This is a genomic window from Cellulomonas sp. NPDC057328, from assembly GCF_042667215.1.
Taxonomy (GTDB): domain Bacteria; phylum Actinomycetota; class Actinomycetes; order Actinomycetales; family Cellulomonadaceae; genus Cellulomonas.
In genome coordinates this window covers 22,507-41,459 of the sequence record NZ_JBHUZW010000001.1, presented here as the reverse complement: position 1 = coordinate 41,459, position 18,953 = coordinate 22,507, and the positions used below count along the sequence as shown (strand labels likewise).

Here is an 18,953-nt window from a genome sequence, read left to right as displayed (position 1 = left end):
GACGATATCAGCACATGCGATCTATGTGCGGATATGCGCTCATGGCATGGCGGCGGGACGGCGCGTCGTCCGAGCGGTGGCCGCCGAGCGCCTGAGGCGGCGACGTCCGGGCTAGGGCGAGGGTGGCACGCCCGGCACCCGACGCACCGCCCGTGCGAGCGCGCTCGACCCCCGGCCGCGCGCCAGCAGCGCGTCGGGGAGCGCCGGGGATTGGCCCCGCGCCGTCGCCACCTCGGCGACCGCGTCGACCCACAGGTGGGCGTCGCGGCGGCCGGCGACGTCCGGCAGGGCCGCGACGAGTGCGTCGAGGACGACGTCGGCGGCGGCCGCCCCGGCGCGGGCCGCCTCCCGCAGCGTCGCCACGACTCGCCCGCCGACGACCGTGCCGTCGGCGACCAGGGCGCGGACCTGCGCCCCGAGCACGGCCCCGCCGAGCAGCCCGCGCGATGCGAGCGCCGCGACCGCGTCCGCGGCACCGATGCGCACCGTCCCGTCGCCCGACGCGGCCGCGAGCACCAGCGCCGAGCACGTCGGCGGACCGACCGACCGGGCCGTGGACGCGAATGCGTCGAGCACCGGCAGCACCATGTCGGAGCGGCCGTCCGACGTCGCGAGCAGCAGCCCGGGGTGCGCGTGGGAGGCGAGGAGGTCGGGGCGGTCGCCGGTGAACCACGGCCAGGACGTGACCTCGTCGCCCTGCTCGTCCGGTGCACCGCGCAGGGGGTCGTGCCGGTCCAGGACGAGCGCGACGAGATCGTCGTCCCGCCCGAGGCGAGTCCGGCCGTCCTGCCACGCGACCGCGCGTGCCCACGTCTCCGGGGCGGCGTCGTCGCACACGCCCTGGACGCGCTGCCAGTCCGGGCGCCAGCCGCGCAGGAGAGGGAGTGCGGCAGCGCCCTCGGGGGAGGGCGCGAGGTGGGTGCCGAGCGCGTCGAGCTGCCCGGCGGGGACCCGCAGCAGGGCCAGCCCGACGTCGTGCCGGACAGGGCGGTGGCCGGGGGCGGCGAGCCGTGCGGCGAGGACGTCGGCGTCGAGGCTGCCGTCGGAGCCGCTCGGCAGCGACACGAGCGCTCCCCCTCCCGTGCGGACCGCGCGGGCGACCTCGTCGCCGCGGCGCGCGACGGCGGCGCCCAGGGACCGGTCCGAGACCCGCCCGGCGAACCACCGGCGCTGCGGGTGGGGGCGGCCGCGGTTGCGGGGTGCGGGCTCGGCGCCGTCCAGCCAGACGAGGACGAGCCGGGCCAGCTCGACGCGCTCGCTGCGGGGGAGCCAGTCGCGGTACGGGTCGAACTCGGCGACGACGGCGCGCGCCCGGGCCACGACCGCGGCCGCTCCCACGGGCGGGTGCGCGTCGCGCAGGCGGACGACGCCCTCGTGGGCGCGTTCGAGCGCGAGGGGGTCGCGCACGCCCTCGACCAGGGCGACGAGGAGCTCGAGCAGCTCGTCGGCGTCCCGCACGGGACGGACCGGCGCCACGGCGGGGAGGTCGGGGGGCAGCGTGTCCGGCAGGCCGGGGTCCTCCGCCGCGGCGGCGGGTGCGGCACCGAGGTCCGCGAGCAACCGCGTCGCGTCCTCGCGCACCGTCGCGTGCGGGTGCTCGCACGCCGCCTGCACGACCTCGACCACTTCGTGGGTCGCTGCGGGTTCGCGGGCCGCGAGCGCGCGCAGCAGCCGGAGCGCGGCCGACGCGCTGCCCTTCTCCGACCGGGCCAGCACCGCGGGTGCGACGGCGAGGAACGTCGCGGGCGGGAGGCGGCCGGCCCGTTCGAGCGTGCGGAGCGCGTCGAGGCCGACGGTGACGGGGCCGCCGGCCGTGCGCGTCACCAGCCCTGCGTAGACGGAGGTGCGCGCCGCGGTCTCGTCGAGGGTGGGGGCGAGCGCCGCGTGCAGGCGCACGAACCAGACCAGGTCGGCCGCGGACCAGTCGGCGCCGAGTGCGGTCAGGCAGGCGTCGAGCAGGCGGTCGCGGTCGAGCTCACCCGTGGAGGACAGCGTGACGAGCGCGTGGCGCCAGGTCGCCTCGGGGCACGGGGGGAGGGGCGTGCCGAACTGCTCGGTCGGCGCGAGCAGGAACTCGTCGATGCGTTGGAGCGCCCGCCCCGCGCGCTCGGTCGTCAGCAGGCGCCACACCACGTCGTCCACGAGCCCGGGATCGGCGCGGACGGCATCGAGCACCGCGGAGGCGTGCACGCCGCGCCGGGCGAGCGTGTGCACCGCGGCCAGGACGTAGTCGTCGCCCAGCGGCGGCTCGAGGACGCCGCGGCGCAGCAGTGCGCGCAGCACCCGGAACGGGACCGCGTCGCCGCGGTCGAGCGTCGTCAGCCACGACGGGTCGCGGTCGGCGAGGACCTGCGCGGCGAGCTCGGCCGTGCGTGCGTCCCACCACTGGCCTTCGAGCGCCTCGCGCGCCTGCGACGCGGGCGCGCAGCCGAGCCGGGCCAGCGCCATCGCGTCGCTCGTCCACACCCGCCAGCGCGCATCGGACATGTGGTCGCCACGGTCGGGCTCGCCGAGCGGGCGCAGCGAGCGCCACGTCGCGGTCCGACCTGCCGCCGTCATCCCCGCGAGGGCGGCCACGACGGCCTCCCCGTCGCCCGCGCGTACCCGGTCCAGGACGTGTGCCGCGGCAGCGGCGTGGTCGCGGGTCATGCGCGGTCCGCCAGCAGCCGCGCCGCGAGGACGTGCTTGCACGGCCCCCGGTCGTCGCCGTGCCGCCCGTACCAGGGGCACGTGCACCGGTCGCCGTCGGGACGGAGGCGGACCCCGTGCTCGACGTCGCCGCTGCGGACCCGGTGCACGCCCCGGTCGTCGGCGGGCGAGACGGCACCGGCGTCCACGAGCGCGCGGGCGTCGAGCAGGCGGGGGTGCAGCGCGTCGAGCGCCGCCGGGTCGTACGGCAGCTCCCGGTGGAAGAAGGCGCCCGCGTGCGCGTCGTACCCGACCCGGCCGGCCGCACCGAGCCGTGTCAGCGCCCGCACGACGCGCTCGTGCGGGAGCCCGGTGCGCCGGTGCAGGTCGAGCACGTCGACGCGCGGCTCGTACGCGAGCGCCGCGCCGACGAGGTCCGCGTCGTCGCCCGTGCGCGGGTCCGCCAGGTCGACCAGCACCCCGCCCTCACCCGAGAAGCCGCGACCGACGTCCGGGCTGAGCGTCAGGACGAGACGTGCCCCCGGCATCGCGAGCTCCCACGTGGCGGCCGTCGCGCGTCCCGCACCGGCGCCGGCGGGCGCGTAGGTGCGCAGACCCGTCGCGAACCGCAGCAGCGGCTCCAGGACCCGGAGCCGGTCGGCGCCGACGACCGCGACGGCGCCGTTCCCGGGGCGGCTCGTGAGCCGCACCGAGGCGAGGGACGGCACCGCCCACAGGACCGTGCCGACGCGCGTGGTGCCGCGCGGCAACCCGCGGACGAACGCCCGTGCGGCGGCGGCGCCGACCTCCCACACCGGCGCCATGCCCGCGCCGGCGACCTGGACCTCGGCGAAGCCCTTCAGCCAGCGCCCCGGCAGCGGCACCCGCTCCTCGACCACCGTGCCGGCCGCCGTCGTGACCGCCAGCTCCTCGCCCACCGCGAGGCGCAGCGCGTCGCCGCGCGCGACCTGCGCCAGCGCGGCACGCAGGGGAGGGTTCACGTCGACGTTGGTCGTGCCGGTCGTGACCGCGGCGGCGGCCAGGCCGCCCGGGAGGACGTCGAGCCGTGCGTGCACGCCGCAGCACACGGAGAAGGACTCGAACCGCAGGTTCCGCCCGTCGCTCGTCACGACCGGGTCCGCGGCGCGGATCGCCGCCGCGACCATGCCGGGCGGCGTCCAGAAGCGGGTGCGCGCCACGCGGGCGACGGCGAGCAGCGCGACGGCGGTCTGGTCGGCGTGCGCGACCTCGCCGTCGAAGAAGTGCGGGTGCTCGGCCGCGCCCGCGGCCGTGCTGCCCCCGCTGGTCGCGAGCCGCAGGTCGGCGTGGCCGTCCGCGAGCGCGAGGCGCGACGGCGCGGGGTACCGGTACACCTGGTCGACGGCCACGGCCCCCTCCTCCCACGCCCGGCGGGTGCCGGCGGGACGACGGTAGGGCAGGGCGCCGACACGGAGAACGGCCGGACGGGTGCGAGACGGTGGCTGCGTCGAGGGTGGCGCACGAGGAGCGGGCCTCCGGGACCGTCCTGGGGGCACGCCGCTGCAACGACGGCGAGCACGCGCTGCGAGGGGGAGCCCGAGCGACCGGGTGGCTCAGCGGCGCGTCGACACCGTCACCGTGAACTTCGGGTCCCGCCCGAGCTGACGCGTCGGCCCGACGACCTGCTCGAGCGTCGGGCGGTAGCGCAGGTGCGAGTTCCACACCGCCCACAGCTCGCCGCCGGGCCGCAGCACGCGCGCGGCGTCCGCGAACAGGGTGCGGGCGACGCCGGGGTGCACGGTCGCCCCCACGTGGAACGGCGGGTTGAGCAGCACGAGGTCGACGCTCGCGTCGGGGATGCCCTCGGTCCCGACGGCGCGGGTGACGCGGACGCGGTCCGCCACGTCGTTCGCGTCGACCGTCGCTGCCGCCGAGGCGACGGCCGCCGCCGACTCGTCGGTCGCCGTCACGGCCACTTTGGGCCGGAGGCGGGCGAGGGCGACGGCCAGCACGCCGGTGCCGCAGCCGAGGTCCACGGCCGCGCCCGTGGTCTGCCCGACGGCGTCCAGGTGCGCCAGCAGCGCCCGGGTCCCGATGTCGACGCCGGTGCCCGCGAACGCGCCGCCGTGCGCGCAGACGACGAGGCCGAGGTCGGGGTGCTCCGCGCGCTCCGGCCACCGCCGCGCCGGCCGGTCCTGCGCCGGGCGCGGGGACGACGCGACGACCACCCGCGACTTCTGCCGTGCCAGCCGCGCCTCGACCACCGCGAGGTGCCGGCCCAGCACGTCGTTCATCGCGGTCGTCATGTGCTTGACCCGCCCGCCGGCGACCACGACGACGGCCGGGTCCGCGTGGTCCGCGACCAGCGCCGCGATCTCGTCGAGCGCGTCGAGCGACCGCGGCAGCTGCAGCAGCACGAGCCGCGCCCCGGCGACGAGGTCGGGGGTGAGCTCGTGCGACGTGAACCCGCCGATCCCCAGCCGCTCGGCGTTCGCGTGCAGCGCGCGCTCGCCCGTCAGCCGGTCCTGGTGCGTGCGGACGCCGGTGACGCCGTGCCTCGCGACGGCGCCGAGGGTCAGCGCGCCGTAGCGGTCGCCGATGACGACGACGGTCCCGTCGGCGGCGTCCGCGAGCGCGTCGGCGGCCTCGTCGAGGACCAGCCGGTCGGTCGCGTCGACGGCGAACAGGTTCGGCGCCTCGAGGTCGGGGTGGCGGCGCAGCTGGTCGAGGACGTCGCTCATCGGGCGCACCGGGGTCGGGTCACCGGGCCGACGCTAGCAACGCGCGCTCAGCGGCCCGTCGTCGAGAAGTGCTGGTAGTCCTTCGGGCTCGTCCAGTGCCCGCCCCACTGCCACCCGTGCGCGGCGAACGCCTGCACGACGACGTCCCCGTCGAGGATCACGCCGGGTGCGGCGTGCCGGTCGACGAACGCCGCGCCCGCGGGCGGCAGGACCGTGGTGCCCCGCACGTACGGGTTCTCGACCGGGTTGACGTCGATCGCGCGGCCGTAGGAGTGCTCGGACCAGCCGGTGCCGCCGGTGACGGCCCGGCAGTTGAAGGCGCTGGCGTTGTCGGCGGCCATCGACGCGTCGTCGTCGGCACCGAAGTCGTCGACGAGCCGCATCGAGGCGATCGGGTAGCCGGCGTCGAAGAGGGTGCGGAAGACCTCGACGAGGCCGTCGGCGACGTCGGCGTGGACCACGAGCTCGCCCGTCACGACGCCGCCGGCCATGTCGTGGTGCGTCACCGTCAGGTACCGCAGCTCCCCCAGGGGCACCGGGCAGCCGGGCCGCTACGACGCCTGCAGCGGGCGGCGAGCTCGGGCGTGATCGGGCGTGATCGGGCCGACCGTGGCCGCGTAGGCGGGCGGGGGTGCGGGCGCCTCCGCGGGGGCGGCATCGGTGAGCGGACGAGGTGCTGCGGTCGCCGACACGGCGGGGGGCTCGTGGTGACCGTCGGGTGGGCCGTACCGCCGTCGTCGCCGGCGGGGGCCACGACGGCCGTCAGGAGGCCGGTGGCGAGGAGCGACGCACGGACGCCCGCACCGCGGGCTGAGGGCATCGCGACGTCGTCACGCGATCAGTGTGCGCACGTCCGCGTCCCCGCTCGCGCCCGGACGGGATCGGGCTCGACACCGGCGACAAGTCGTGGTGCCGCCCGACGATGGGTGGCACCACGACCTGTCGACTCACCGACCGGCGTGCTCGATCGCGTCGGCGATCGTCGCGCCGGGGTGCTGTCGTCGGTACTCCTTGAGCTCCTTCGGGCTGACGACCGGTCCACGCTTCGGCACGTGGCCGAATCCGGACGGCGTGAAGCCCCAGATCGTCACGGCCAGTGCCGCGACAGCGGCCGCCAGCAGCACGTTCTCAGCGGCGAAGTACACGACGCCCGCAAGGATCATCAGGCCGAAGAACGCGGCCGTCGGTAGGTGCTTCTTCATGGCGGAACTCACCCCTTCATTGTTCAGAAGCAGGCGGTCTTCACCGCTGCAATGCCGAGGAGTTCGGCTCCGAGAGCCGCCGCCGCTGCGCCCACGGCCTTAAGCTTCTCGTGGGAGAAACTCGCACCCCACATGATCCTGATCGCCGTCGTCACCCCGCCGAGGTCGTCCATGAGCCGCTTGATCCTCAGGAGCTTGGCCGCAGGGATCGCCGTTGTTCCGATGAGGATCAGGATAGCCCCGGAGCACTCGAGGAACCCGTCCGGAACGGCGCCGGTGCCGTCGAGCTCGGCGACTGCGACGGGCGAGAGCCCGCTGGCGACGAGGCGCTCCGCGATCCACGCGTTCTTCGCCGCGTCGCCCTGCAGCAGCACGGAGTCGGGGATCGCGGCGATGAGCTCGAGGAGCTGTGCCGTCTGCCCCTGTGCGTCGAGGACGCCTGCGGGCCGTGCAGGACCGTGCGCTTGGCGACGGGCACGGGCGGGGCGGCGTGCGCGGTGGCGCCCACGCCGACGATCATGGAGATGCTGACCACGGATGCGGCCGACAGGCTGACGAGTCGCGAGACCTTCATTTCTTCTGCCGCCTGAGTGAATTCACGCCGCTGTGTGCGGCCGGGAGGACCGTAGCGCTCAGCGCGAAAGAGCGTCAAGCACGAATCTGACTACCATGTGCAGTGAATTGACCGCTACCACCGACCGCAGTGCGGGCCGGTGACCGCCGGCGCACCCGGTACCACCCGGCAAGCAGCGCGACCGCAAGCAGCACCTCCGCCACGTCGCCGCCGTAGTACATCCACCGCGCCGCGGCCTCCACCTGCGCGACCGTGTGCCCACCGCCGGGCGGCAGGCGGTCGGCGTGCGCGTACAGGTACTTGGCGAGCGCGCCGTGCACGCCGGACGCGACGACGAGCACGACCAGCCGCGGCAGGACGCCCGGCCGCCGCGGCGCCGGGTCCGGGCCGGCGACGGCCCACGCGAACAGGCAGCCGGCGAGCAGGAAGTGCGCCAGCACGACGGCGTGGACGACCGGGTCGGCGGCGGCCCGTGCGTACAGCGGCGTCAGGTACAGCGCGAGCAGCCCGCCGACGTGCAGCAGCGCCGCCGTCACGGGGTGCGTCAGCACGCGGACCGCGGGCGCGTGCAGGACGGTGGCCACGCCCCGACGCCCCCGGGGCGACGCGGCGCCGAGCAGCAGCGTCACCGGTGCCGCGAGCACGAGACCCAGCGGCGCCAGCATGCCGAGCAGCAGGTGCTGGACCATGTGCCGCACCGCCGGGTCGGGCACGACGGCCAGCACGGGCGACATCGCGACGCCCACCAGCAGCGCGCCGGCGCACCACGAGGCGGTCCGCCACGGCGGCCACGCGCGTGGCATCCGGTCGCGGTACCGCGCGACGCCGACCGCGTACGGGACGGCGAGCAGGGCCGCGACCAGCACGACCTGCGGCCACGCGGCACCGGCCGCACCACCGGCGCCGCCGTGGTGCGTCACCGCCGCGAGGACGCCGGTCACCGTCCGCGTCGCCGTCCGTGCGGCAGCGCGTCGTGCGACGCGCGGACCGGACGCCCGTGGGCGCTCACGGGTCCGCGGCCCGCCGGCCGGACGGGCGGTCGTCGCGGCGTCGCCGGGGGGCGTCGGCAGGCGACCCGGGTGCCTCGGGCGCCTCGGCTGCCCCGGGTGTCGTGGGCGGCACGAGCGGCATCGCGCCGGTGGCCGGGCCCGGCGCGCGGCGCCGCCCGCGGGGCGGTGTGGCCGGCGGCTCCTCGACCCGTGCGCGCACCGCCGGCCGCGCGGGACGCTCGGCGGCGTGCGTACGGCCCGTGCCCCGGGCCGGTCCCTCGGCGGCGTGGGCGCCCGCCGCGCGTCGGCCGCCCGTCTCCCGCCCGCCGGCCGCACGCGCGTCGGCCCGCGCCCGCGTCCCGTCGCCCGGCCCGTCGTCGCCCAACCCGTCATCGCTCCCGGTCGCCGCGCGACGCCGCGACCGCAGCAGCAGCACCAGCCCGGCGACCAGCAGCGCGACGGCGAACCCGTTCCACGCGAGGTCGTACGGCAGCAGCTCGACGTCGTACCGCACCTGGTGCAGGCGCAGCACCTTGTGGTTGACCAGCCCGTCGACGAGCTGGAACCCGCCCGCGCCGAGCAGCCCGCCCGCCCACGCGGCGACCGGCACGAGCGCGCGCCGCCGCAGCAGGTCGGCGAGCAGGAACGCGCCTGCCACGAGCACGACCAGCTCCGCGGCGTGCAGCAGGCCGTCCGAGAGCAGCGCGACGTCGGGCGTCGAGCGGTCGTAGAAGTGGTGCCACCCCAGCACCTGGTGGAAGACGATCTCGTCCACCGCCGCCATGAGCCCGACCCCGACCAGCGCCGCCGCGCCGACCGACCGCCCGCGCTCGCCCGTCCCGTCCCGTGCCTCCGCCATGTGCTCCCTCCCCACGGCCCTGCCTACCCCGGACGGTGCGGACGTGCGCGTCGAGACGGCTGCCCGTCCGGGCAGACCGGGTGGAGGTGCGCCGACGGTCGCCCGGACGGCCGAGCCACCTGTGGACGAGCCCCCGGCGGCCGCGCGCGCCCACTAGCCTGGCCGCGCCCGCACCGACGACGAGGGGGAGGCCGGTGCCGACGACGCAGCGCACGCCGCGACCGGAGGTGCCGCCCCCTGCCCGTCCCGCGGCACCCGCCGGGCCCGACCGCGCCGTGGCGTCCGCGCGCGACCGGGCCGTCGTCCTCACCGCGGCCGCGGCCGTCCTCGTCGTGGTCGCCGTGCTGGCGGGCGCTCTGGCGGGCCCCGTCCAGCTCGGCGGCCGCCAGGTCGAGCCGCCGGACCTGCCGACGTTCTCCGCGCCGCCCCCGCCGTCCCCGCCGCCGGCCGGCGTCGACCGCCCGGTCACGGAGCCCGGCGACCCGCCCGCGTGGCTGCGCACCGTCACCGTGGTGCTGGTCGTGCTCGCCGTCGCCGCCGTGCTGGCGCTCGTCGCGAGGTGGCTGCGCCGCCGCCGGTGGTGGACGCCGCCGCCGCCCGGGGACGCCGACGCGCCGGGCACGGCGGCCGACGTGGGGGACATGCAGGTGGTCGCCGCGATGCGCGCGGGTGTGCGGTCCGCGTCGCGCGCGCTGGCCGACGACGTGCCGCCGGGCGACGCCGTCGTCGCGGCGTGGGTCGCCGTCGAGGAGGCCGCCGCGTCGACCGGCGTGGTGCGCGACCGCGCCCAGACGGCGACGGAGTTCACGCTCGACGTCCTCGACCGCACGCGCGCCGACCCCGACGCGACGCGTGCGCTGCTCGCGCTCTACCTGACCGCACGGTTCGGGGCGCACCCCGTCACGGCCGCCGACGTCCGCCGTGCGCGCGAGCTGCTCGACGTCGTCGGGACGGGGCTGGCGCGGCGGGCGGACGCCGCGGGGGAGCAGGAGGCGGGCGGGGACGGCCGCGCGGGCACAGCACCTCCCGCCGACCCGGGCGGCACGCCGTGACGGCCGGGCAGGTCGTGCGCGTCCTGACCGCGCGGCTCAAGCGGCCGGTGGTCGTGCTGGCTGCGGCGGCGACCCTGCTCCTGGCGTTCGGGCTGGACGTGCGGTCCGCGGTCGTCGTCGCGCTGGGCGCTGCCGCCCTGACCGCCGTCGTCGAGCGCGTCGACCTGACCCCGGAGCCGGTGCGCGAGCGGCACCGGTCCGCCGCCCGCGACGGGACGCGGGGCGAGGTGCTGGAGCTCGCGTGGACGATGGTGGGCCGGGACGGACGCGCCGGCGAGCGGGTGCTGCGGCGCCTGCGGGAGGTCGCCGCGTGCCGGCTCGCGCGGCACGGTGTCGACCTCGCCGACCCCGGCACCCTGCCCGACGTGGAGCGACTGCTGGGCGCCCGTGCCCGCGCGACCCTCACCCGCACGTCCCACCCCCTGCCGTCCGCGTCCGACGTCGCGCACACCGTGGCGGCGCTCGAGCGCCTCGGCCCCGATCCCGCCCCGGCCCCGCACGCGGCCGCCGGCACCCCCGACCCCGATCCCCACCCCCGGAGGACCGACGCATGACCGACGCCCCCACCGCCGCCGCGCCGGCCCGCGCCGCCGCGACGACCCTCACCGTCGCGGACGTCAGCGCGCGCGGCAGCGCGGTCCTCGACGAGGTCGCGACGGTCGTCGTCGGCATGCGCGAGCCGCTGCGGCTCGCGCTCGCCGCCGTGCTCGCGGGCGGCCACGTGCTGTTCGAGGACGTCCCCGGCCTGGGCAAGACGCTCGCCGCCCGCAGCCTCGCCACCGCGCTCGGGCTCGACTTCCGGCGCGTGCAGTGCACGCCCGACCTGCTGCCGTCGGACGTCACGGGGTCGAGCGTCTTCGACCCGGCGACCGCGACGTTCGAGTTCCGCCCCGGCCCCGTGTTCGCCGGTCTGCTGCTCGCGGACGAGATCAACCGGACGCCGCCCAAGACGCAGTCCGCGCTGCTCGAGGCGATGGCCGAGCGGCAGGTCAGCGTGGACGGGCGCACGCACCCGCTGCCGGACCCGTTCCACGTCGTGGCGACGTCCAACCCCGTCGAGTACGAGGGCACGTACCCGTTGCCCGAGGCGCAGCTCGACCGGTTCATGGTGCGGCTGGCCGTCGGCTACCCCGGGCGCGACGCGGAGGTCGACGTGCTCGCGCGGCGCCTCGAGCGGCGGCAGGAGCAGGCGTCGGTCGGCCGGGTCGTCGACGCGTCGACGCTCGTGGCGATGCAGGCCGGCGTCGAGGCCGTCACCGTCGACCCGGACGTGCTCGCGTACTGCGTGGACCTCGCCGCGGCCACGCGTGCGCACCGGGCCGTCGAGGTCGGCGCGTCGCCGCGCGGGTCGCAGGCGCTCGTGCTGGTCTCCCGCTCGCTCGCCGTGCTCGACGGCCGGGACTTCGTGACGCCCGAGGACGTCAAGGCGGTGGCCGTGCCCGCGCTCGCGCACCGCCTGTCGCTGACCCCGCAGGCGTGGGCGTCGGGCCTCGCGCCGCAGGCGGTCGTGCAGGAGGTCCTCGCGCAGGTGCCGGGGCCGACGACCGCGCGCCGGGCATGACGTCGACGGGCACCCCGGGCACCCCGGGCACCCCGGGCACCCCGGGCGGCGCGGGGCGCTGGATGCCCGTGACGTCGGTGGCGCTCGGGGCCGCTGCGTGCGCGGTGCTGCTGCTCGTGGGTGCGTTCGCCGGCCGGCCGGACGCCGCCGTGCTCGGCGCCGGGCCCGTGGTGGCGGCGGCGTGGCACATGCTGCGCCGCCCCGCGGGGCCCGTGCGCGCGACGCTGGCCCGGGGCGAGGACGACGTCCCGGGTGCGGGCCGCCTGACCGGCACGCTGGTCGTGGCGGTGCCCCCGGGCGCGGTCGCCGCGAACGTGGACGTGCTGCGCCTCCACCGGCCGGTGACGGACGTGCTGGTGGCGGTCCGGGGCACCCGGCGGCTGGCGGTGGAGACGCGGACCGTGCGGACCGGCCCGCAGGAGGTCGCGACCGCCCACGTGCAGGGCGTCGGCCCCGGTGCGGCGAGCGTCGCCGAACCCACCCGGCCCGTCACGCGGCGCACGGTCGTCCTCCCGCCCGCCGGTGCGCTGCCCGACGTCCCGCTGCCACCCCGCCTCCGCGGGCTCACGGGCGCGCACCCGTCACCGCGCCCGGGCGAGGGTGGCGACCTGCGCGACGTCCACCCGTGGGCCCCGGGCGACCGGTTGCGCCGCATCGACTGGCGCGTCACCGCCCGCCGCGCGCCGGACCTGCGCGAGCTGTGGGTGCGCCGCGAGCACGCGCTCGCCGAGGCCGTCGTCGTGCTCGTGGTCGACAGCCGCGACGACGTCGGCCCCGACCCGATCACGTGGCGCGGTTCGCAGTCCCCACGACCCCAGGACGCGACGTCGCTCGACCGAGCCCGGCAGGCCGCGTCGGCGGTCGCGCGCGCGTTCCTCGACCGCGGCGACCGCGTCGGGCTCGACGACCTCGGCGTGCGCCGTCGGCCCCTGCCGCCCGGTGGCGGTCGCCGCCAGCTCGACCGGATCCGCCACGCGCTCGCCCTCACGCACCCGGAGGGCGAGCCGGCCACGCGGCTGCGTCCGCCGCGCGTGCCGTCGGGCGCCCTCGTCGTGCTGTTCTCCACGTTCCTCGACGACGAGGCGGCCGTGGTCGCCGAGCAGTCGCGGCGCGCGGGGCACCGGGTCGTGGCGGTCGACGTGCTGCCGCAGGTCCGGACCCGGCACCTCGGCGCCCGTGAGCACATCGCGCTGCGCATCGTGCAGGTCGCCCGCGCCGACCGGCTCGCGGCGCTGACCGACCACGACGTCGAGCTCGTGACGTGGCGCGAGGCACCGGCCGTGGCGCTGCAGACCCTCGCGCGGCGGGCGCAGCGCCGGCCGGGTGCAGGGGTGCCGGCGTGACGCCCGCGCTCGAGGGGGTGCGGCGTGCCGCCGACCGGGTGCGCCGGGTCGTCGCCCGGGGGCGTCCCGGTGCCGGCGGCGCGCGCCCGGCCGCACCGCACGTGGTGCTGCGCACAGGCCCCGCCGTGCACGCCGTCGTGCTGCGCGGGGTGCTCGCGGCCGTCGGCGTCGCCGCCGTGCTGGTCGCCCTGGGTGGTTCCGGTGCCGCGGAGCCGGGCGCCGGGGCGGGGGGCGAGCCGGGCGCCGGTGTGGGCGCCGGGGTGGTGCTGCTCGCGCTCGTGGGCGCGGCGCCGGCGGTCTGGCCCTGGTCGCCCGCCGCGGCGCTGCTCGTGCTGGGCGTGGGCGTGCGTGTCCTCGTCGTCGGCCCCCCCGAGGTGTCGCGGCTCGCGCTGCTCGTCCTGCTGCTGCACGCGCTGCTGTGGCTGACGGCCCTCGCGGCGCGGACGGGGTGGCGCACGCGCGTCGAGCTCGCGGTGCTGCGCGACGCCGCGCCGGCGGCGCTCGTCGCGCAGGCGGGGGCCCAGGTGCTGGCGCTCGTCGCGACGGCCGTCGCGGGCGGTGCCACGGGCGGGGACGTGTGGCGGGTGGCCGGTGCGGTCGCCGCCGCGCTCGTGGCCGCCGTGGTGCTGGTGCGCCCGGACGAGCCGTGGTGGCGCCGGGAGGTGGCGGACGACTGAGGCGCCGCGCCCGGCGCGCCAGGCGACCGACGCGTCGCGCCGGGCGACCGAGGCGTCACGCCGTGCGCCCGCCCGACCACAGCCCCGCCACCGGTTGCCGCCCTCCGCAGGGACGGCCGCCGCGCAGCCGGCCGGAGCCGGCGCCTGCCTAGCGTCGCGGCATGGCCACCTCCCGCATCCAGGCGCTCGTCGACGCGGCCCGCGCGGACGTCGCCGCGACGCGCACCGCCCTCGCCGTCCTCGACGACCTCTGGTGGCGGGGCCGCGCGGCCGACGCCGCGGCGCACCGGCGCGACGACCTGGAGCACGCCCTGCGGGCCGTCACGGCGGCGCTCGACGACGTCGACGCCTACGTCGTCGCGGCGCGCGAGGCGGCGGTGTGCCGTGACGTCACGCGCGCGTACGCAGGCGGTGCGCGGTGACGCGCGCCGACGGCACGGTCGTCCACGTCACCTCCACGGGCACCACGACCGTGGACCCCGACGGCCTGGCCGCGGCGGCGGCCCGCCTGCGTGCCGCCGCCGAGCGCCTCGACGCCGCCGCGACGGACCTCGCGACCGTGACGTACGAGGTCGCCACCCTGCCGGGCTCGCCCGAGACGGCCGCCCTCGACCACGCGCTGCGGGACGTACGCACGGCCTGGTACGCGCCGCACCGGCTCGCCGACGACCTCCGCGCGCTCGCGGACGGCCTGCTGCGCGCCGCGCAGGGGTACGCGGGCGCGGAGTCCGACGCCGCCCGGGCGGCGCGGTCCGGGCTCGGCGTCGCCGGTGGGGTCGTGGCCGCCGCCGGGCCGGCCGCGGTACCGCTGCTCCTGTCCACCGGCACCGTGTGGGTGCTCGACCAGGTGCTGCGCGACTGGGTCCGTAACGTGCTGCTCCGGACCCAGGGCGGCCCGCCGCCGGTCGAGGCGACGCTCGAGGGGCTGCGGTCCGTGCCGGCGCGCCTGCTGGACGGACCCGGCACGGCGGACGCCGTCGCGTTCCTCGCGGGCGCGCTCGCCGCCGGCCTGCCGCCCTGGCTGCGCGGCGGGCGGCCGGTGCACGACCTGGCCGGCCTGGCCGGGGGCTGGTTCCCGGCGCGTCCGCCCGTCGTGGTGCCGCTCGTGGGGCCGCTCCTGCACCGCCGCGTGCGCGACCTCGGCGACGCCCTCGACCTCGTCGTGGCGTCGTACGGGCATGGCCGCGCCGACGTCCCGGAGGCCACCATCACGGTGCAGCGGCTCCCGCGGGCGGACGGCACGGCGTCCTGGGTCGTGGCGGTCCCCGGCACGCAGTCCGCCGGCCTGACCGGTCGGTCGCCGACGCACAACGGCACGAACGCGCACCTGGTCGCGGGACAGCCGGACGCGATGTCGCAGGCGGTGCTCGCCGCGATGGCCGGTGCGGGCGTCGGGCGGGACGAGCCGGTGCTGCTCGTCGGGCACTCGCAGGGCGGCATGGTCGCGGCGACCGTCGCGGCCACGGGCACCTACGCGGTCCGCGCCGTCGTCACCGCCGGGTCGCCCGACGTGCCGCGGGCCCTGCCGCCGGGCGTCGCGCACGTCGCGCTCGTGGACGACAAGGACGGCGTCCCGTCGCTCGACGGCGAGCCCGACTCCCGCCGCGGCGGCGCGGACCTCGTCGTCGTCGACGGCCGGAGCCGGCCGGAGGTGCCGTTCGCCGCGCACGGCGTGCACGGGTACGTGCGCACGGCGCAGGCGGCGGACGCGGCGCTCGCCGCCGCCCCGGCGGGCGAGCGGGTGCGGCGTGCGCTCGCGGACGTGCTCGGCGGGGCGTCGGGCGGGCGTGCGACGACGACGCAGTGGGTCGCGACGACGCCGGAACCGGCGCCGCTCGTGCCCGGACCGGCGCCGGGGCCGGGGCCGGGGCCCGTGCTCGGACCGGCACCCGCGCCCGACCGCGCACCCGTGCTGGGACCAGCACCTGCGCTCGGACCGCCGCCCGTGCTCGGACCGCCACCACTCCTCGTCCCGCCGGCGCTGCCCGCGCCGGCCGACGTCAGTCGCGCTTCGTGACCGCCGAGAGCACGAAGCTGACCACCGACACGATGAGCGCCCCGACCACGGCGGTGCCGAAGCCGTCGACGCGCAGCCCCCAGTCGGCGCGCTCGGTGATCCACGCGGTGAGCATGAGCATGAGCGCGTTCACGACGAGCGTGAACAGCCCCAGCGTGAGGATGTACAGCGGCAGCGAGATCAGGGCGACGATCGGCTTCACGATCGCGTTGACCAGGCCGAACACGAGCGCCACGAGCAGGATCACGCCGATCCGGCCGGCCGTGGAGCCGCCGCCGAGCACCTCCAGCCCCGGCAGCAGGAGGGTCGCGAGCCAGATCGCGACACCGTTGATGAGGACACGCACGACGAATCCCATGCGTCGATCCTGCCACCGGCGGCCACGTCCGGGGCGTGCGTCGCCGGACGCCGGTGGTGCGCGGCGGACCCTCCGGGCGGCTCAGCGGTCCTTGAAGTACCGGAACAGGTGCCGCTCCCGCGTGGTGACGGCGGCCGTGAGCGTGCCGAGGAGGGCGGCGCCGCAGCCCGCACCGACGGTGCGCAGGGCACCGAGCCACACCCCACCGCCGGGGTCGGGGTTGCCCGCGGCCGCGGCCCAGCCGCACGCCGCGGCGGCGACCACGGCGGCGACGGCGACCCAGCCTGCCGCCTCGACGAGGAGCTGCCACGCGAGGTGCGCGCGCGGGACGCGCGCGTGCAGGGCCGCCGCCACCTGCAGTCTCCGCGCGCGCACGCCGACCCAGCCGAGCGCGAGCCCGAGCACGGTCGCCGCGGCCGGCGCCCAGCGGGTCACGCGCGCGGCCAGCAGGCCGGGCACGTCCATCTGCTCGCCGAGGCTGGCGTTGAGCTGCCGCAGCGACGGCTGGGACGTCGTGGCCGACCCGGTGGTGAAGTGCAGCAGCGCGGCCGTGTCCGCGTCGGGCGGCCACGTGTGCGCCCAGCACGCGTCGAAGGTGCCCGTGGCGGCGACCGGTGCGACCACCGCGTAGCCGAGCGACCGTGCACGACCGTCGTCCGGCCAGGTGTAGGTGCCCGCGACGCGGGCGTCGCCGCTCGTCGTCGCCAGCGTGCCGCCCGCCGTCACGCCGAGTGTCTCGGCCAGGTCCACCGACAGCCACAGGCCGGGGCCGGCGTCGACCGGGCGTCCCAGGGCCGCGCCGAGCAGCCCGGGCGTGACCTCCCACACGGTGAGCAGCGATGACGGCAGCGCCCGTGCGCGCAGCCCGTCGCCCTGGCGCACGGCGCCGGCGCGCATGCCGGCGACGCCCGTGAGGCCGTCGCAGCGGGCACCGTCCACGTTCGCCCGGTCCTCCAGGACCCACGTCGAGGCACCAGCGGCGCGGAAGTCCGCGGCGTGCCGCAGCACGTCGACGGTGGCGCGTGCGTCGAGCACGGCGAGGGCGCCCGCGCCGACCGCGAGCACGAGGGCCAGCGTGGCGGCACGCGTGGTGCCCGTGACCAGGTCCCGCCACGCCTCCGACAGCACCGAGGAGACCCTCACGGCGCCTCCGGTGCGGGCGTCTGGAAGTCGGCGAGGTCCACGACCCGCGTGCAGGCGTCCCGCGTGCGCGGGTCGTGGGTGGCGACGACCACGATCGCGTCGTCCTGCGCCACCGCCGACAGCACGTCGTTGACGGTGGCGGCGGTGCGCAGGTCCAGCTGGGCGGTCGGCTCGTCGACCAGGAGCAGGTCGGAGCCGGTCGCCACGGCGCGGGCGAGCATGAGCCGCTGCGCCTCCCCGCCGGAGAGGGCGCGGAACGGACGGTCCGCGACGGCGGCGAGGCCGAAGCGCTCGAGCACGCGACCGGCCTCGCCCTCGGCGTCGCGCCGGCGGGCACCGCGCGCGAGGAGCGGCAGCACGACGTGGTCCAGCGCCGTGCGCCGCGGGACGCCGTGCGGGTTCTGGAAGACCCACCCGGTGTGCGCGACGCCCTGCCGCTCGACCCGACCGGCCGTGGGGCGCAGCCAGCCCGCCAGCAGCGACAGGAGCGTCGACTTCCCGGAGCCCGACGGCCCGACCAGGCCGACCACGTCGCCCGCGTGCAGCTCGACGTCGAGCTCCACGAAGAGCGGCGCGGACCCGGGGAACGCGTGCGTGAGCCCGTGGGTGCGCACGACCGGGACGTCGCCGGGCGCCGACGTCACCGGCACGGCGGGGTCTCGGCCGGCGGTGCCTGCACGTGCGCGGGCACCGCGTCCTCCGCCACGACGAGCGTGGTGCCGAGCGAGGACGCCACCACGCGCACGGCGACGGGGCCCGCGTCGCCGAGCACGCAACCGCGCTCGTCCGCCAGGTCGTACACGGCGGACGGCGGGACGACGTGCGCGTCGACCGGCGTCGCGAGGGCGTGCTCGACGGTCGCCGCCGGGCTCGCCGTCTGCTGGGGGTCCTGCCCGCTCCCGTCCTGGGCGTGCCGCCACTCCGGCGAGGCGGTGAACGCCGCGACCAGCGCGGGGTCGGTGACGCGGCCGTCCGCGCCGACGGGCGCCTGCGCGCCGTTGCTGCGCACGACCCGGTCGCCCGGCACGAGGCCCGCGGGCTGCTCGGTGAGCGTCAGGGCCGTCACCGCGGCGGCGGTCGTGGCGACCGGTTCCGTGCCCACCGTCTGCCCCGGCCCGACCGCGCACTCGCCGACCGTCACCTGCGGCGCAGGCAGCCACAGCACCGAGCGTGCCGCGAGCGCGCCGGTCGGCCGGTCCACGCCGAGGCCCCGCAGGAGCGACGTGACCGCGGCGGCCGTCGCGCGCCCGTACGTGCCGTCGGCACGCACCGGGTGGCCCAGGCGCGCCAGCTCCTCCTGCAGCGCCGTGACGTCCGGACCGCGCGCACCGGCGCCGAGGTCCCGCCACAGCGGCTGCGACGTGGCGAGCGCGACGACGGGGCGGTCGTCCACGGTGAACGGGCTCGTGCCCGACGCGAGCACGGTGCCCGGTGCGCACGCCGACCGGGTCACGAGGCCTTCGTCGCGGACGGTCAGCGGCGTGCTGGGGCTGCGCTCGACCGCGACCGTGACCGTGCGGGCGTCGTCGAACCGCTCGTGCCCGACCGGCACGCGTGCCGGCGCGGAGGTGCCGACGAGGGTCGTGGGGGCGCGCTCGGGCGCGAGGACGGCCCCGGTCACGCCGCCCGCCGCGAGCAGCGCGACGGCGCCGAGGGCGACCGACGCCACGGCGGTGGTCCGTCCACCGCGAGGACGTTGGGGCACGGTGCCTCCGAGGGGTGCAAGGCGTCGCCGAGGGTGCGAAAGTCTCGCCGTCCTCGCGACTCCGGTGTGCGCGGGCGCGACACGGTAGCGCAGCCGGGTGCCGCGCGACCCGGGTTCCACCGGGT

General features: G+C 78.3%; 19 protein-coding genes. 7 read left to right on the top strand and 12 right to left on the bottom strand.

Annotated elements, in window-relative coordinates; translation table 11 throughout:
- Positions 1-111: 111 nt before the first annotated feature.
- The 8 genes from ACFUMH_RS00195 to ACFUMH_RS00160 all read right to left on the bottom strand — a co-directional run bounded on the left by ACFUMH_RS00195 (position 112) and on the right by ACFUMH_RS00160 (position 8,972).
- Positions 112-2,649, bottom strand: a complete 2,538-nt coding sequence (locus ACFUMH_RS00195) for a DUF6493 family protein (RefSeq protein ID WP_378198488.1) — start codon at positions 2,647-2,649, stop codon at positions 112-114.
- Entirely contained in the window at positions 2,646-4,016 is a 1,371-nt protein-coding gene (locus tag ACFUMH_RS00190) for an SWIM zinc finger family protein (RefSeq protein WP_378198486.1), read from the bottom strand. Before ACFUMH_RS00190 ends, ACFUMH_RS00195 begins: the two co-directional genes overlap by 4 nt.
- A gap of 204 nt (positions 4,017-4,220) precedes the next feature.
- The gene (locus ACFUMH_RS00185; RefSeq protein WP_378198483.1) at positions 4,221-5,348 is read right to left on the bottom strand and encodes a class I SAM-dependent methyltransferase; all 1,128 of its coding nucleotides are present in this window, start codon (positions 5,346-5,348) and stop codon (positions 4,221-4,223) included.
- Positions 5,349-5,395: 47 nt separating this feature from the next.
- Entirely contained in the window at positions 5,396-5,884 is a 489-nt protein-coding gene (locus ACFUMH_RS00180) for a M15 family metallopeptidase (protein WP_378198480.1), read from the bottom strand.
- Positions 5,885-6,295: 411 nt separating this feature from the next.
- The gene (locus ACFUMH_RS00175; protein WP_378198477.1) at positions 6,296-6,550 is read right to left on the bottom strand and encodes a hypothetical protein; all 255 of its coding nucleotides are present in this window, start codon (positions 6,548-6,550) and stop codon (positions 6,296-6,298) included.
- Between the two features lie 23 nt (positions 6,551-6,573).
- Positions 6,574-6,924 (bottom strand): hypothetical protein, encoded by a 351-nt coding sequence (locus tag ACFUMH_RS00170; protein WP_378198474.1) that lies wholly within the window; start codon positions 6,922-6,924, stop codon positions 6,574-6,576.
- A gap of 274 nt (positions 6,925-7,198) precedes the next feature.
- On the bottom strand, positions 7,199-8,065 hold the full coding sequence (locus ACFUMH_RS00165) for a cytochrome c oxidase assembly protein (protein ID WP_378198471.1): 867 nt from the start codon (positions 8,063-8,065) through the stop codon (positions 7,199-7,201).
- A gap of 64 nt (positions 8,066-8,129) precedes the next feature.
- Entirely contained in the window at positions 8,130-8,972 is an 843-nt protein-coding gene (locus ACFUMH_RS00160; protein WP_378198468.1) for a DUF2243 domain-containing protein, read from the bottom strand.
- Between the two features lie 194 nt (positions 8,973-9,166).
- On the opposite strand from ACFUMH_RS00160, the gene ACFUMH_RS00155 reads away from it, so the two are divergent.
- The 7 genes from ACFUMH_RS00155 (at position 9,167) to ACFUMH_RS00125 (ending at position 15,622) form a co-directional block, all read left to right on the top strand.
- Entirely contained in the window at positions 9,167-10,024 is an 858-nt protein-coding gene (locus tag ACFUMH_RS00155; RefSeq protein WP_378198465.1) for a DUF4129 domain-containing protein, read from the top strand.
- On the top strand, positions 10,021-10,578 hold the full coding sequence (locus ACFUMH_RS00150) for a hypothetical protein (RefSeq protein WP_378198462.1): 558 nt from the start codon (positions 10,021-10,023) through the stop codon (positions 10,576-10,578). The genes ACFUMH_RS00155 and ACFUMH_RS00150 overlap by 4 nt, the downstream gene beginning before the upstream one ends.
- The gene (locus ACFUMH_RS00145) at positions 10,575-11,585 is read left to right on the top strand and encodes an AAA family ATPase (RefSeq protein ID WP_378198459.1); all 1,011 of its coding nucleotides are present in this window, start codon (positions 10,575-10,577) and stop codon (positions 11,583-11,585) included. The genes ACFUMH_RS00150 and ACFUMH_RS00145 overlap by 4 nt, the downstream gene beginning before the upstream one ends.
- Positions 11,582-12,928, top strand: coding sequence for a DUF58 domain-containing protein (locus ACFUMH_RS00140; protein WP_378198456.1), 1,347 nt, complete (start codon positions 11,582-11,584; stop codon positions 12,926-12,928). The genes ACFUMH_RS00145 and ACFUMH_RS00140 overlap by 4 nt, the downstream gene beginning before the upstream one ends.
- Positions 12,925-13,605: a hypothetical protein gene (locus ACFUMH_RS00135; RefSeq protein ID WP_378198452.1), complete on the top strand. Its 681-nt coding sequence runs from the start codon at positions 12,925-12,927 to the stop codon at positions 13,603-13,605. The genes ACFUMH_RS00140 and ACFUMH_RS00135 overlap by 4 nt, the downstream gene beginning before the upstream one ends.
- Before the next feature lie 161 nt (positions 13,606-13,766).
- Positions 13,767-14,027 (top strand): hypothetical protein, encoded by a 261-nt coding sequence (locus ACFUMH_RS00130; protein WP_378198449.1) that lies wholly within the window; start codon positions 13,767-13,769, stop codon positions 14,025-14,027.
- Positions 14,024-15,622, top strand: a complete 1,599-nt coding sequence (locus tag ACFUMH_RS00125) for a hypothetical protein (RefSeq protein ID WP_378198446.1) — start codon at positions 14,024-14,026, stop codon at positions 15,620-15,622. The genes ACFUMH_RS00130 and ACFUMH_RS00125 overlap by 4 nt, the downstream gene beginning before the upstream one ends.
- On the opposite strand, the gene ACFUMH_RS00120 is transcribed toward ACFUMH_RS00125, so the two are convergent.
- The 4 genes from ACFUMH_RS00120 to ACFUMH_RS00105 form a co-directional block, all read right to left on the bottom strand.
- Positions 15,606-15,980 (bottom strand): phage holin family protein, encoded by a 375-nt coding sequence (locus tag ACFUMH_RS00120; protein ID WP_378198443.1) that lies wholly within the window; start codon positions 15,978-15,980, stop codon positions 15,606-15,608. The two genes, ACFUMH_RS00125 and ACFUMH_RS00120, sit on opposite strands and share 17 nt — an antisense overlap.
- Positions 15,981-16,061: 81 nt before the next feature.
- The gene (locus tag ACFUMH_RS00115; protein ID WP_378198440.1) at positions 16,062-17,123 is read right to left on the bottom strand and encodes a hypothetical protein; all 1,062 of its coding nucleotides are present in this window, start codon (positions 17,121-17,123) and stop codon (positions 16,062-16,064) included.
- Entirely contained in the window at positions 17,120-17,737 is a 618-nt protein-coding gene (locus ACFUMH_RS00110; protein ID WP_378198437.1) for an ABC transporter ATP-binding protein, read from the bottom strand. Before ACFUMH_RS00110 ends, ACFUMH_RS00115 begins: the two co-directional genes overlap by 4 nt.
- 26 nt (positions 17,738-17,763) lie before the next feature.
- On the bottom strand, positions 17,764-18,792 hold the full coding sequence (locus ACFUMH_RS00105; RefSeq protein WP_378198433.1) for a peptidoglycan-binding protein: 1,029 nt from the start codon (positions 18,790-18,792) through the stop codon (positions 17,764-17,766).
- Between the last annotated feature and the right edge of the window lie 161 nt (positions 18,793-18,953).